A 13,074-nucleotide genomic window follows, 5' to 3' on the forward strand; every position below is an offset into this window, starting at 1 on the left:
GGACTACGGTGAGCACGGGTGTGCCTTCCCGACCGACGTTGGCGCGTCGGTCATGCTTGGTGGAATCACATGATCATCGGGAAGGTACACCCCTTTCCCGATGATCCACAGATCTCAAGCATTGCTCATGCATGACATCGTGTTGTGGGCCAAGAGCGAATTGCTGGTCGCTCCAGCGGTCGTGCGGGTACAGCCATACCGGGTAACCGACGAGGTGGGCGGGCTCCCATTCGTAGCGCGGCCAGACATGCGCGTGGAGGAAGGCGTCGGTGTTTCCAAGGATTTCCAGGTTCACGCGCCGAAACGCCGGGTCCAGGCTGCGGCAGGCCTGTTCAACCGCCTCGCCGAGGTGATCCATGCTGGTCAGGAAGGCCAATCGCTTGGCGCGGGGCAGGTCCGATAGCCGCTGCACGTTGGGGTCGTCTGCCAGCAGGACGGAGTAGCCCGGCAGGAACTGGGTGTCGCCGATCACCGCGAAGCTCGCGTCGAGCCGTTTCATCACCGTGGGATTTCGGCCTTGCCGGGCACTACCGATCCTGTCGGCTCGCCAATCGTTCAGCATGGTTGTTGACCTTATTGCTTCCGAGTCGCCGATCTACATCGGCCTGCCTGGGACCACTACGGTCCAGCACATGGCCGCATCGAGCCATGGCCGGCTGAGACGGAGTTGGCGGTAGTGCTCGCGCAGGTCGGCGCTCGGCTACCGGCCACCCCTGGAAGTTCTCAACGAGTCCCTTTCAACCCAAACAGCCGCATAGGCTACGCCCATAAGACGGCTGTCCGGAATCACCGTGGCCCCTCACGCCTACAGCGTGGAGTTGCAGCTATGCGTTGAGTGAGAATGATGGTCCGGTGACTGCCGCGAGGGAGGCGATGGTGCCGTCGCTACTGACGAAGCTGGGTCGGGTCGAGGAGGCCGCGCGGCAGCAATGCGCTGAGCTGTCCAAGCGGATGGAGGAGTTGCAGGAGCGGCTGGCCGTGGCGCAGCGGCGCCTGGAACGACTGTCCATCGCGCGCGAGGAACTGATCGCGCTGGAGGCGGACGACGAGCCGGCCGACGCGAAGCTCGGCAAGGCCACCGAAGGCGGTCCGGATGCGGCTGCATTGCCCCGGGAACTGCCGGGCACGCGGAGGTCCCCCAGGAGCGTCCGGCCCTGCGGGGATTGCGTAAGGACGCGGTGGTGTTGCTGGCCAGCTCCAACGAGCCGCTGCGGGCGCGTGACGTGGTGCAGGCGCCGGGTCAGCAGGATGTCCGCGGCCAGGTGGAGGGGATGCGTGCGCGGCTCAAGCGGCTCGCGCCTTCCGAGCGCAACGCGATAGGTGATCGCTTGGAGGTTGTCGAGCCAAATGACGACTGCTTCTGCCCGGATATCCGGGTTGTCCACACCAAGACCCGCAAGTCACGCCGCACGCTGGAGTTGCCCAAGCTGGCGGCTGAGGCTCTCCGGCAGCACCACGTCAGCCAAGCCGCACAGAAGCTCAAGGCAGGCCAGGGATGGCAAGATCACAACCTGGTGTTCTGCACGAGCGTCGGGACCCCACTGGACGCCCCGAACGTGCGGCGAGCGTTCCGCAAGATCACCAAGGAAGCGGGGCTCGGAACCACCTGGAGTCCCCGCGAACTACGTCACTCGTTCGTGTCCATCATGAGTGATCAGGGCGTGCCCATCGAGACCATCGCCGATCTCGTCGGGCACGCGGGCACCAGCGTCACAGAAGCGGTCTACCGGCACCAGCTCAGACCAGTGATCACCAAAGGTGCCCAAACTATCGTTTCCCGCATCACGCCGTCGAGCCCTGCACCCCCTGAAAGACGCCTGGCTGTGTCCCGCCCCCAACCGCAACACGGCCGTCCGGAGGATGTGGCGGCGCTGCGACCTGGTCACGCCCAAGAGCGCACATGCCCCGCGCATATGCCCCGGCCTCACTCAAGCAGTGAGCGATCACCTTGGCACCCCGGACGCCGTCTCGGAATGTCCGAACGGGCGCAAGCGGTCGGTCAGGAAGGCGACGATCTCGTCCCTGGCCTTCAGCGTGGGATGTCCTTCCTCATCGACGAGGTGGGCGGTGACAACGCTGTGGGGGGTCCCGACCACGTCGGCGAAGAACGGTGGCGGGCTGGTGTTCGCGGAACTGCCCGAAAGAACACGACCGTCGAAGGCGTCGCCGAGGAGTGCCTGGTAGGCGGCGAAGCGCTGGCCGGTGCACCAGCGGTCGTCGTCGAAGCGGTAGGCGAGAACCTTCAGCCCGTCGCGCGCGATGCGGTCTCGGACCCCGTGCGCGTCCTCGTCGCTGATCTCGAGTCCGGCAGGGTCGTCCAGCGGCAGCGACGGGTGGTTGACCACCGGCGCGATGACAGCTGGCTCAAGCGCCATGGTGAGAGCGAAGTTGCCGGTGAAGCACAGTCCGATCGCGCCGACTCCCGGACCGCCGCATTCGGCATGGGCTTGGCGCGCGAGCCCACGTAGCCATGCCGTGACGGGGCTGGTCCCGCCCCCGGCGAACGCACGGAACTCGGCACTGACACACGCGCGGCGGACGACCTCCGTACCACCCTCGACCGTGGGGTAGGCACCGTCGATCCCGAAGAGTGAGGGGACATAGACGGTGAAGCCCGCATCCCGCAGCCACCGCGCCAGTCGAAGGACGTCAGGACTGATGCCGGGCATCTCCGGCATCAACACGACGGCTGGCCCGGAACCCGCGGTGTACACCGTCTTCTCCACGCCCTCCACGTCCACGAGTCGGCGGGAGAAGTCCGTGATCATGTCGTCAAGTCGTCCGCTGGCAGCGCTCATGGTGACAGCGTGGACCAATGCCCCCGCACACGGTGAGAGGCCAGATCGCCATGTATGGGGGTAATCTCGCCGTAGGCCGGTGGTGAGGAGGCGAGCGTGAGCACGCTGCGGGTTGGCGTCCTGGCTTATCCAGGCTGCTTCGCGTCCGAGGTGTTCGGCGTACCCGATCTCCTGACGATGGCCACGCACGTTGCCGGACCGGACGGCTCCGGATACGAGGTGTCGATTGTTTCGCCTCGTCGTCGGGTCGCCGCATCGGGTGGTGCGGCATTGGACGTCTCTCCGCTGCGCGAGGTAGATGTCCTTGTCGTGCCAGGGTTCGAGCTCCTGCCGAGCCTGGATGTGGACGCGAAGCTCGCACCCCTCGCCGCTGAAATTGCGGCGATCCGCTCACACGCGGCTGGGGGCACTGCCGTCGTCTCGATCTGCGTCGGTGCGTTTCTGCTCGCCGAGGCTGGACTCCTCAACCGACGCCGGGCTACGACAGCCTGGCTCCTCGCGGACGAACTGGCTCGACGCTGTCCGGACGCTGACGTCCGACCCGAGTGTCTGGTCGTCACCGACACGGGGGTGACGACGACGGCGGCCTTCAGCGCCATGTACGACTTCGCGCTGGATCTGATCCGCCAACACAGCGGTGCCGGCGTGGCACGGACAACCGCGCGGGTGGCGCTCCTCGACGATGCGCGATCGTCCCAGACTCCATACGTGGACGCGCGACTTCTTCCGCAGCCCGGAAACGAGTTCTCCCACAAGGTCATGCGACGGCTCGACCAGAACCTTGCCGCGCGATACGACCTCGCCGCGTTGTCGGACACGTTCAAGGTCAGCACTCGGACGCTGCTGCGGCGCTTCGCGCACGAGACCGGCCAGAGCCCGCTGGAGTACCTGCAGTCATCGCGTGTCCGTCGCGCCCGCCACCTCCTTGAGACCACGAACCGAACCGTCGCCGGCATCTCCGCCGCAGTCGGGTACAGGGATCCCAGCACGTTCGCTGCCCTCTTCGCCAAACACACCGGACGACGCCCAAGGGACTACCGCGCGGCCTTCCGTCGTGCTGACTGAATCCGACCCCGAAGTCCTAGTTCCGCCACGACATGGCCTACCTCAGCCCGCCTGGGTGGCTCGCCCACGGCGCCGCCGACATTCCCGAGATCCCAGCAGAGCACATCGACCGCACGCCACACACGGGCCGGAACAGGCCACCACCCGGGCCTTCCCGGACACCTGCTCCGCGGCTCCCAAACCAGGACGAACCCAATTCTGAAACTCCTGAAACGACAAGATCCCGCCCGATCGCAAGATCAGACGGGATCCCGTCAACCTCAGTCCGGCCGTCTCAAGAACGGCCCCTGGTGGGGTGTTTACGAATGGTCTCCACCTGCGGCGTGACGTAGGTGGAGGAGATCGCTTCCCGCCTTGAGCTGATCGTTTCCCGGACGGTCCGTTCAAAAGATCAGCGCGATCTTCCCGTTCAGGCTCCCCCGCTGGAAATGCTCGTGCGCGGCTTTCATGTTCTGCACGGCGTATTGCGCGTCGACCCGGATCTTCAGTCGCCCGCCGTCCACGGCTGCGGCGAGTTCGGCGAGTCCGCGGCCGTCTTCGCGTACCTGGTTGACCGTGGTGCGTACCCGACGATGCGACAGGTCGGGTACGGGCCCGGCTTGAGTGGCGATCGAGGCGTACCTGCCGCCATCGGCCACGGCGTCGGTGACAAAGGCGCCGAAGGTGTCGAAGATGGCGTCGTAGCCGCCCGCCGGCAGGGTGGTCCGGTCGGTGGTGGTGTGGTCGGCTCCCAGTTCCTGTACCACCTTGATCTGCGCTTGTCTGGACACCAGCGCGTCCACCTGCGCTCCGCGAGCACGCGCGAGTTGCACTGCGAGTCCGCCGACGGCTCCTGCCGCACCTGCCACCAGCAGCTTGTCTCCCTGGCCGACCTGCAGCCAGTCCAGGGTCTGCAACGCGGTCAGTCCCGGCAGGGGCAGAGTCGCCGTCTCGACCAGGCTGACCGACGTGGGTGCCTGGGCGATGGAGGCAGCCGGGATGGCGATGAGGTCGGCCCATGAGCCGCGCCCGGTCGCCAACTGATGCGACATGCCGAACACCCGCTCGCCGACGGACAGCCCGCTCATGCCTGGGTTGACGACGATCCCCGCCAGTTCCCAGCCCAGCGTCATCGGCAACGGTGGCGTGCCCTCACCGATGGCCCCTTCCCGCGTCTTGTCATCAACCGGATTGATGGCCGAGCCGATGACCCGCACCAGCACCTCGCCATCGGCCGGTTGCGGTTCCGGTACGTCGACCAGCGCCAGCACATCAAGATCTCCAAAGTGGTCGATCTGCAGAGCACGCATACTCAACTCCCAAAGTGTCCGATGAGCGTCCAACATTAACGATGGCCCCCCTTTGTGCCGGTGGCAGACCGGCGCCCTGTGTGGTGATGGCTCCCGAGGGCTGCGTGTGTCCGGCCAGCCATCGGCAAAGCGCGTTCGGCGCCGAGGGCGTCGGCGAGCCAGCCCGGCAAGCAACCGCGTGCAGGTGTTGATCTTGATTCTGGTAGTCACTGCCAGAACTTCCCCGCTTACAGTGTGGAGTTGTTGCACTACATGGCGTGAGGCGGATCGGATGGGTGCATCTGCGCACGCTGGAGCTGCCTAAGCTGGCGGCACGGGCTCTCCGGCAACACCACACCCGCCAAGCCGCCCTCAAGCTCAAGGCCGGCGAGGCTTGGCAAGATCACCAACTGGTGTTCTGCACGAGCGTCGGCACCCCGTTGAACGCCTCGAACGTGCGGCGGGCATTCCGCAAGATCACCAAGGAAGCGGGGCGCGGAACCGCCTGGAGTCCCCGAGAACTACGTCACTCGTTCGTCTCCATCATGAGTGACCAGGGCGTACCCATCGAGACCATCGCCGATCTCGTCGGGCACGCGGGCACCAGCGTCACAGAAGCGGTCTACCGGCACCAGCTCAGACCAGTGATCACCAAAGGTGCCCAAACGATGAACACCATCTTCGGCGACAGCCGACACGGGTAGAGAATGCGACCGAGATGGCTCCCCGATTGGCTCCCATCGACTTCCAGACATGAGAAAAGGGCCTCTGGATTGCTCCAAAGACCCTTCTCACCTGCAACTTCCTGGTGGAGATGAGGGGATTCGAACCCCTGACCCCTTCGATGCGAACGAAGTGCGCTACCGGACTGCGCTACATCCCCAAGGACTCGACTAGGTTAGCAAACTCCTGAGGGTCCTCGCGCCACCCTTTCAGTCGCCCACCGCCCGCTTGGGCGGCTCGGCGTACTGATCGAACAGAACGTCCGCGTGCAGCGCCGCGAGATCGATGACCTCGGCCTGGGCGGCCTCCTCCGCGGCCCGCCGCTGTTCCCGGGTTCGACGCAGGCGCTCCTGGCGCAGCCGGCGGGCGCGTTCGCGCCGTTCCCGGTCCACTTGTACGGCGATGCGAAGAAAGGCCATGTACGCAAACGTGATGACGACAGACGGCGCCACGCCCCACCACGGGATCATCTTGACCGCGGCCGTCACGATCGAGGCCAGGACCAGCAGGGCCGTGAAGAACAGGAGCCGACGCCGGCGGGCCACGATGATGGCGCGGCGCCGGAGGCGGAACTGGCGCACGTCGACCTTCTCCACCTCGGCCCCGTCCTCCTCGTCCGCGTCCGAAGGGTCCAGGTTGTCGAGGTCGGGAAGCTGGTGCTCGCCGGTGTAGTGCTCTTCGAGTTCGGCCAGCTCAGCGAGGTTGGTCTTGTCTCTGCGCAGCCACATAGGGATCAGGACGCAGAGCCACATCACGACGATGGCCAGATAGAGGAGGACGCTGCTCACGACCACCTCCGGGCAGCACAAAGACGCGAGTGTGCTCGTCGCGCCTTCAATGTGCTCACGTCACGCACCGTAAGACCGCGTGTCACTAATTGACGAGCATTCGGTGCGGTGTGTCGCGAGATCGTCAAACCTCTTCGACGGGAGACCCTCCGTGAGCTGCCGACTCACGCGCGCGACGCCACTGCACGAGCAGCCCGCCAGGAACGTCCTCGACGGTCAACGCGTAGCAGATGTGGTCGCGCCAGGCCCCGTCGATGTGGAGTTGGCGCCGCCGAATGCCTTCTTCCCGGAATCCGAGCTTCTCAACCACCCTACGGCTGGCCTGGTTCTCGGGACGGATGTTCGCTTCCAGCCGATGCAGCCCGGTGGTGAAAAAGCAGTGGTCAACGGCCATGGCGAGGGCGGTCGGGGTGATGCCCTGCCCGGCCAGCGCGCCGTCGATCCAGTAGCCGACCTGGGCGGAACGGGCCGACCCCCACACGATCGCGCCCACGGTCAGCTGCCCCGCGAAGCGCCCCCCGTACGTGATCACCCACGGCATCGCCAGGCCCTGCCTGGCCTCACGGCGGAGGGTGCCGACCATGGAGATGTAGGGTCCGAGGCCGGTCCTGAACAGCGGCGTCTCGGGATTGCTCGGCTCCCAGGGACGTAGCCAGTCGGCATTGCGCAGCCGCGTCTCGCGCCACACGCGCACATCGCTCAGCCGCAGCGGCCGGAGGCCCACCGGACCGTCGTTCAGTGTCGCCGGCCAGCCACGAAGTCGATCCACACCTCTCATCATCCCCCCATCGGGCACGATGGCGCCACGGATCACGAAATCGAGGTCAGCGCGGGTGATCGCCGCCCCGGATCTGATCGACCGCGTGCTGGAGAATCGGCGCGAGTACGGCGACGCCATCGCGTACGCCACCGGACGATCCGGGCAAATTCACGATCAACGTGCTGCCCGCCTGACCCGCCAGACCTCTGGACAGCACGGAGGCGGGGACCTTCTCCCGGTTCGCCAGCCGAATGGCCTCCGCTATACCGGGAATTTCCCGAGAAATCACCCGGGCCGTCATTTCCGGCGTCAGGTCCATGGGCGTCAGCCCGGTCCCCCCCGTGGTCACGATGACGTCGTACCCGTCCGCCACCCCGCCACGAAGGGCGCCTTCGACCGCCTCGCCGTCGGGTACCACCAGAGGGCCGTCCACGACCTCACAGCCCGCATCACTACGCAGCAGGTCAGCCAGGAGCGGACCGGATTTATCGGCATAAATCCCGGCCGACGCCCGGTTCGACACGGTGATCACGAGCGCCCGCATCACGTCGCTTCCCTGCTCCAGCGGCCGGTCTTGCCGCCCAGCTTCTCCTCCACCCGCACATCAGTGATCACCGCGCCCGGATCCACCGCCTTGACCATGTCGAACAGCGCCAGCGCCGCCACCGAGACCGCCGTCAACGCCTCCATCTCCACCCCGGTGCGGTCGGCCGTCTTCACCCGGCAGGTGATCGCCACGCCCCAGTCCTCGACGTCCAGCGTGACCTTGACCCCGTGCAGCGCGATCGGATGGCAGAGCGGGATCAGGTCGGGCGTGCGCTTCGCCCCCATGATCCCCGCGATCCGCGCCACCCCCAGCGCGTCCCCCTTGGGCACCTCGCCAGAGCGCAGCAGCGACACGACCTCGCCGGACAGCAGCACCCGCCCGGTGGCCGTGGCGGTCCGGGCCGACACGTCCTTGGCGGAAACGTCCACCATGCGGGCGGCCCCGGTCTCGTCTACATGGGTCAGCCCACCCTGCTCACTCACACTGTGTTCATTGGTCCGCTCGCTTCGCTCACTCACAGCGGGATCACCTCCACCGAAGAGCCCTCCGGCACCTCGGTCACGTCCTCGGCCACCACGATCAGCGCGTTCGCCGAGGCCAGGGCGGCGAGCTGGTGCGAGCCCTGCCCGTGCACCGGCGACACCGTGCCGTCGGAGGCCAGCACACCGCGCAGGAACGACCGGCGCCCCGCCGGCGACCGCAACGGCCCGGTGACGCGAGCGGTCACCGCCTCCGGCATACCCGAGGGAAGCCCGCGCATCTTGTCGAGCGCCGGACGTACGAACAGCATGAAAGACACGAAAGACGACACCGGGTTGCCGGGAAGCGCGAAGATCGGCACCTGATCCTCCCCCAGCACACCGAACCCCTGCGGCATCCCCGGCTGCATCGCCACCTTCTCGAACCGAACCGTCCCCAGCGGCGACAGAGCCTCCTTGACCGGCTCGTACGCCCCCATGGACACGCCTCCGCTGGTGATGATCGCATCGGCCCGCACCAGATGCGTGTCGAGCCGATCGAGCAGCACCACCGGATCGTCCCCGACAGACCCCGCCCGGAACCCCTCGCCCCCCGCCTCGCGTACGGCCGCGGTCAGCGTGAAGCTATTGGAGTCCCAGATCTGCCCGGGCGCCAGCGGGCCGCCCGGCTCGACCAGCTCCGCGCCCGTCGAGATGACGACGACCCGGGGCCTGGGCCGCGCCCAGACCCGCCGCCGCCCCACTCCCGCGATGATCCCGAGCTGGGCAGGCCCGATCACCGTGCCCTGCTTGAGCACGGTTTCACCGGCCTTCACGTCCTCCCCCGCCCGCCGGATCGCGTTGCCGACGGTTGCCGGACGCGTGATCCGTACGGAGACCGTCCCGCCATCCGTCCACTCCACCGGCACCACGGCGTCGGCTCCGGCAGGCATGGGAGCGCCGGTCATGATCCGCACGGCATGCCCCGGCCCCACGGCCCGCAGCTCCATGGATCCGGCCGCCACGTCGTCGATCACCGGCAGCGTAACCGGGACATCCGATACATCGGCGGCACGGACGGCATATCCGTCCATGGCCGAGTTGTCGAACGGCGGCAGCGGCACCGGCGACGAGACCTCCTCGGCCAGCGTCGCCCCCAGCGCCTGCTCCAGCTCGAGCTCGATCGGCGCCAGCGGACGAACGGTGGCCAGGATCTCGGCCAGATGCTCGTCAACCGATTTCATCGAGAAACTCCCGCAGCCACGGCACGAACTCCGGCGCCAGATCCTCCCGATCCGCCGCGAACTTCACCACCGTCCGCAGATAGTCGAGCTTGTCGCCGGTGTCGTACCTGCGCCCTCTGAACAGCACACCGTGCACCGGCCCGCCCTCCGAAGTGCCACGCGCGGCGAGCGTCCGCAGCGCGTCGGTGAGCTGGATCTCGCCGCCGCGCCCCGGCGGCGTGTTCTCCAGCACCTCGAACACCGCCGGATCGATCACGTAACGCCCGATGATCGCCCAGTTGGACGGCGCCTCGTCGGCCGGCGGCTTCTCCACCAGGTCGGTCACGCGTACGACGTCGTCCTCGGCGGTGGCCTCGATGGTCGCGACGCCGTACAGGGAGACCTGCTCCTTGGGCACCTCCATCAGCGCGATCACGCTCCCCCCGAACGTGTCGCGCACCTCGATCATGCGCTTGAGCAGCAGGTCGCGGCGGTCGATCAGGTCGTCACCGAGCAGACAGGCGAACGGGTGGTCGCCGACGTGCTGCTTGGCGCAGAGCACCGCGTGGCCGAGCCCCTTCGGCTCGCCCTGCCGTACGTAGTGGAGAGTCGCCAGCGAGGCCGGCTCGCGTACCTGGGACAGCCGGTGCTCGTCGCCCTTGGCCTCGAGGGCCTCCTCCAGCTCGAATGCGCGGTCGAAGTGATCCTCTATGGACCGTTTATTCTTGCCGGTGACCATGAGCACATCGAGGAGCCCCGCCGAGGCGGCCTCCTCGACGACATACTGGATCGCGGGCTTGTCGACGATGGGCAACATCTCCTTCGGTGTCGCCTTGGTCGCCGGGAGGAACCGGGTGCCCAGACCCGCGGCGGGCACGACGGCTTTCGTCACAGGGTCGAAGTCAGCCATGAGTAGACCCTAGTGGAGGTACCTGTGGACAAGCTGAACCTGCGCCGCGAGCTGAGCTCCGCGCGTGCCTCCCTCTCCCCCGAACAACTGCGTTCAAACGCCATCAAGGTCCGCGAAACACTGCTCGACCAGCCGTGGGTCCAGATGGCCGGTCTCGTGGCCTGCTACTGGTCAACGGGGTCGGAGCCGGAGACGCACGGGCTCGTGTTCGCTCTGTGGAAACATGGGGCCACCGTTATCCTCCCCGTCCTGCGCGAGGACTATGACCTGGATTGGGCGGTGTACGACGGGCCCGACTCGCTGGCCCCGGGCCGCTTCGGGATCATGGAGCCGGTCGACACCCGCCGCGGCGTCGACGCCATCCGCACCGCCGCACTCGTGATCGTGCCCGCGCTGGCGGTGGACAGGAAGACAGGCGTCCGACTGGGGCGCGGCGGCGGCTCGTACGATCGTGCCTTGACCAGGGTGGGACCCAACGTCCCGACGGTCGCGCTGCTCCACGACGGAGAGCTGATCGACGGCCTCCCCGCGGAGCCGCACGACCGCCACGTCCGTTTTGCCGTGACACCACAGGGACTCACTAGTCTTATGTGAACGCAGGTACGAGAGGGGGCCAGATGACGCTGGATGTCTGGCTTCTCCTTGGTGCCGCGATCGTCATCGCGGCCATCGCCTCCGTACGCCTCGCGCACCGCACCGGCCTGCCCAGTCTGCTGGTGTTCCTCGGATTCGGCCTGGTCCTGGGCGAGGCCGGGTTCGGGATCCCCTTCGACAACCCCCAGCTCGCCCAGCAGATCGGCCTCACGGCGCTGGCAGTGATCCTGGCCGAAGGCGGCCTCACCACGAACTGGTCCCATGTGCGGCGTTCCGTCCCCCTTGCCCTGGTGATGGCGACCGCGGGCGTGGCGGTCAGCATTGTGGTGGTGGCGCTGGTCGTACAGGGACTTCTCGGCATGGACGGGACGACGGCGCTGATCCTCGGCGCGGTGCTGGCCTCCACGGACGCCGCCGCCGTCTTCTCCGTGCTGCGCAGGCTGCCGCTGCCCCCGCGGCTGGCGGGCGTGCTGGAGGCGGAGTCCGGGTTCAACGACGCGCCCACGGTGATCGCGGTCGTGCTGCTGAGCGGCGCGGCGCATTCGTCCGCGACCGTGGGAACGTTCCTATTGGAGACCTCGGTCGAGCTGGTCATCGGCGCCGCGGTCGGCCTGGCCGTCGGCCCGGCGGGCGCATATGCGCTGCGCCGCGTCGCGCTCCCCGCCTCCGGTCTCTATCCCCTCGCCGTGCTGTCCCTCACTTTCGTCTCGTACGGCGGCGCCGTGCTGCTGCATGGTTCGGGATTCCTGGCCGTCTACCTGACGGCGTTGATCCTTGGCAATTCGCGGCTGCCGCACCGGGCGGCGACCAGGGGGTTCGCGGAGGGTGCGGCGTGGCTGGCGCAGATCGGGCTGTTCGTCATGCTCGGTCTGCTGGCCAGCCCCGGCGAGATGCCGTCGGCCATCGTGCCCGGCCTGATCGCCGGCACCGTACTCGTGCTCCTGGCGCGGCCGCTGTCCGTCATGGTGAGCTCGCTGATGGCGTGGGCGCTGCGGATGGGCGGCGTGAGCTGGCGTGAGCAGGCGTTCCTGTCGTGGGCGGGGCTGCGCGGCGCGATCCCGATCGTGCTCGCGACCATTCCGTGGGCGTCCGGTGTCGAAGGCTCCAAGGAGATCTTCAACGAGGTCTTCGTGATCGTCATCGTGTTCACCCTGCTCCAGGGGCCGACGCTGCCGTACGCGGCCCGGCTCCTCGGAGTGGCCGCACCTGGGGAGGCGCACGAGCTCGAGGTGGAGGCGGCGCCGCTGGAGGAGCTCAAGGCGGACCTGCTGCAGGTCAAGGTGCCCGGCGGCTCGAAGCTGCACGGTGTGGAGGTCTTCGAGCTCCGACTGCCCGCGGGCGCGCAGGTCACCCTGATCGTCCGCGACGGCAAGTCCTTCGTGCCCGCGGGCAACACCAGGATCAGGGCGGACGACCAGCTCCTGCTGGTCACCACGGCCTCCTGCCGCGACCAGGTGGAGCGCCGGCTGCGCGCCGTCAGCCGCAGCGGCAAGCTGGCCGGTTGGTACGGCGAGCGGGGACTGGAATAGGCGTTTGACCTAATCGGTTACCATTAGCAGTCGCATCCCTCGAGTGCCAGACCTGAAGGAGGAGCGCGTGCCGACATACCAGTACGCCTGCAACGACTGCGGCGAGCAGCTCGAGGTCGTTCAGAAGTTCACCGACGATGCCCTGACGGTTTGCCCCGCCTGCGAGGGAAACCTGCGGAAGGTCTTCTCCGCCGTCGGCATCGTGTTCAAGGGCTCGGGCTTCTACCGGACCGACAACCGCTCGTCCTCGACCTCGACTTCCACCACTGCTTCCTCCTCGTCGTCCTCGTCGTCGAAGACCTCGGAGAGCAAGTCCGCCGACACGAGCTCGTCCACCCCTGCTGCCGCCCCCGCCGCAGCCTCGAGCTGATCTCGATGAGTGGCCGCCCAGCGCGGCCACAAGCGCGTTAT

General features: G+C 67.5%; 14 protein-coding genes, 1 tRNA gene and 1 pseudogene. 6 read left to right on the forward strand and 10 right to left on the reverse strand.

Features of this window, described 5'->3' with window-relative positions; genetic code table 11:
* Positions 1-73: 73 nt before the first annotated feature.
* A complete protein-coding gene (locus ABN273_RS51925) occupies positions 74-562 on the reverse strand; it encodes an HIT family protein (protein WP_349457130.1) in 489 nt (162 codons plus the stop codon).
* Between the two features lie 709 nt (positions 563-1,271).
* Between ABN273_RS51925 and ABN273_RS51930 the strand changes: the two are divergent.
* Positions 1,272-1,724, forward strand: a pseudogene (locus ABN273_RS51930) (tyrosine-type recombinase/integrase); the annotation flags it as partial.
* Positions 1,725-1,943: 219 nt separating this feature from the next.
* Here the strand turns inward: ABN273_RS51930 and ABN273_RS51935 are convergent.
* Positions 1,944-2,798, reverse strand: coding sequence for a dienelactone hydrolase family protein (locus tag ABN273_RS51935; RefSeq protein ID WP_349457131.1), 855 nt, complete (start codon positions 2,796-2,798; stop codon positions 1,944-1,946).
* Positions 2,799-2,894: 96 nt separating this feature from the next.
* On the opposite strand from ABN273_RS51935, the gene ABN273_RS51940 reads away from it, so the two are divergent.
* Complete coding sequence (locus tag ABN273_RS51940) at positions 2,895-3,863, forward strand: GlxA family transcriptional regulator (RefSeq protein WP_349457132.1); 969 nt, start codon at positions 2,895-2,897, stop codon at positions 3,861-3,863.
* A gap of 383 nt (positions 3,864-4,246) precedes the next feature.
* On the opposite strand, the gene ABN273_RS51945 is transcribed toward ABN273_RS51940, so the two are convergent.
* Positions 4,247-5,152, reverse strand: coding sequence for an NADP-dependent oxidoreductase (locus ABN273_RS51945; protein WP_349457133.1), 906 nt, complete (start codon positions 5,150-5,152; stop codon positions 4,247-4,249).
* Between the two features lie 275 nt (positions 5,153-5,427).
* Here ABN273_RS51945 and ABN273_RS51950 point away from each other — a divergent pair, with 275 nt between their 5' ends.
* Positions 5,428-5,835 carry a site-specific integrase gene (locus ABN273_RS51950; RefSeq protein ID WP_349457134.1) on the forward strand — a complete coding sequence of 136 codons (408 nt, stop codon included), beginning with the start codon at positions 5,428-5,430 and terminating at the stop codon, positions 5,833-5,835.
* A 102-nt stretch (positions 5,836-5,937) separates the two neighbouring features.
* On the opposite strand, the gene ABN273_RS51955 is transcribed toward ABN273_RS51950, so the two are convergent.
* From ABN273_RS51955 to galU, 7 genes are all read right to left on the reverse strand, one after another.
* Positions 5,938-6,014 (reverse strand) — tRNA-Ala (locus ABN273_RS51955).
* A 49-nt stretch (positions 6,015-6,063) separates the two neighbouring features.
* Positions 6,064-6,642 carry a divisome protein SepX/GlpR gene (gene sepX, locus ABN273_RS51960; RefSeq protein ID WP_349457135.1) on the reverse strand — a complete coding sequence of 193 codons (579 nt, stop codon included), beginning with the start codon at positions 6,640-6,642 and terminating at the stop codon, positions 6,064-6,066.
* A 124-nt stretch (positions 6,643-6,766) separates the two neighbouring features.
* A complete protein-coding gene (locus ABN273_RS51965; protein ID WP_349457173.1) occupies positions 6,767-7,420 on the reverse strand; it encodes a GNAT family N-acetyltransferase in 654 nt (217 codons plus the stop codon).
* Positions 7,421-7,466: 46 nt separating this feature from the next.
* Complete coding sequence (locus ABN273_RS51970) at positions 7,467-7,946, reverse strand: MogA/MoaB family molybdenum cofactor biosynthesis protein (protein WP_349457174.1); 480 nt, start codon at positions 7,944-7,946, stop codon at positions 7,467-7,469.
* Positions 7,946-8,431, reverse strand: a complete 486-nt coding sequence (gene moaC, locus ABN273_RS51975; protein WP_349457136.1) for a cyclic pyranopterin monophosphate synthase MoaC — start codon at positions 8,429-8,431, stop codon at positions 7,946-7,948. Before moaC ends, ABN273_RS51970 begins: the two co-directional genes overlap by 1 nt.
* Before the next feature lie 32 nt (positions 8,432-8,463).
* Complete coding sequence (glp, locus tag ABN273_RS51980; protein WP_349457138.1) at positions 8,464-9,651, reverse strand: molybdotransferase-like divisome protein Glp; 1,188 nt, start codon at positions 9,649-9,651, stop codon at positions 8,464-8,466.
* Positions 9,638-10,540 (reverse strand): UTP--glucose-1-phosphate uridylyltransferase GalU, encoded by a 903-nt coding sequence (galU, locus tag ABN273_RS51985; protein ID WP_349457139.1) that lies wholly within the window; start codon positions 10,538-10,540, stop codon positions 9,638-9,640. Before galU ends, glp begins: the two co-directional genes overlap by 14 nt.
* A 24-nt stretch (positions 10,541-10,564) precedes the next feature.
* Between galU and ABN273_RS51990 the strand changes: the two genes are divergently transcribed.
* From ABN273_RS51990 to ABN273_RS52000, 3 genes are all read left to right on the forward strand, one after another.
* Positions 10,565-11,134: a 5-formyltetrahydrofolate cyclo-ligase gene (locus ABN273_RS51990; protein ID WP_349457140.1), complete on the forward strand. Its 570-nt coding sequence runs from the start codon at positions 10,565-10,567 to the stop codon at positions 11,132-11,134.
* A gap of 23 nt (positions 11,135-11,157) precedes the next feature.
* Positions 11,158-12,663 (forward strand): potassium/proton antiporter, encoded by a 1,506-nt coding sequence (locus ABN273_RS51995; protein ID WP_349457141.1) that lies wholly within the window; start codon positions 11,158-11,160, stop codon positions 12,661-12,663.
* A 67-nt stretch (positions 12,664-12,730) separates the two neighbouring features.
* Positions 12,731-13,033, forward strand: coding sequence for an FmdB family zinc ribbon protein (locus ABN273_RS52000; protein ID WP_349457142.1), 303 nt, complete (start codon positions 12,731-12,733; stop codon positions 13,031-13,033).
* The last annotated feature ends 41 nt before the right edge of the window (positions 13,034-13,074 follow it).

It is taken from the genome of Nonomuraea sp. B19D2 (assembly GCF_040137845.1).
In the GTDB taxonomy this organism is placed as follows: domain Bacteria; phylum Actinomycetota; class Actinomycetes; order Streptosporangiales; family Streptosporangiaceae; genus Nonomuraea.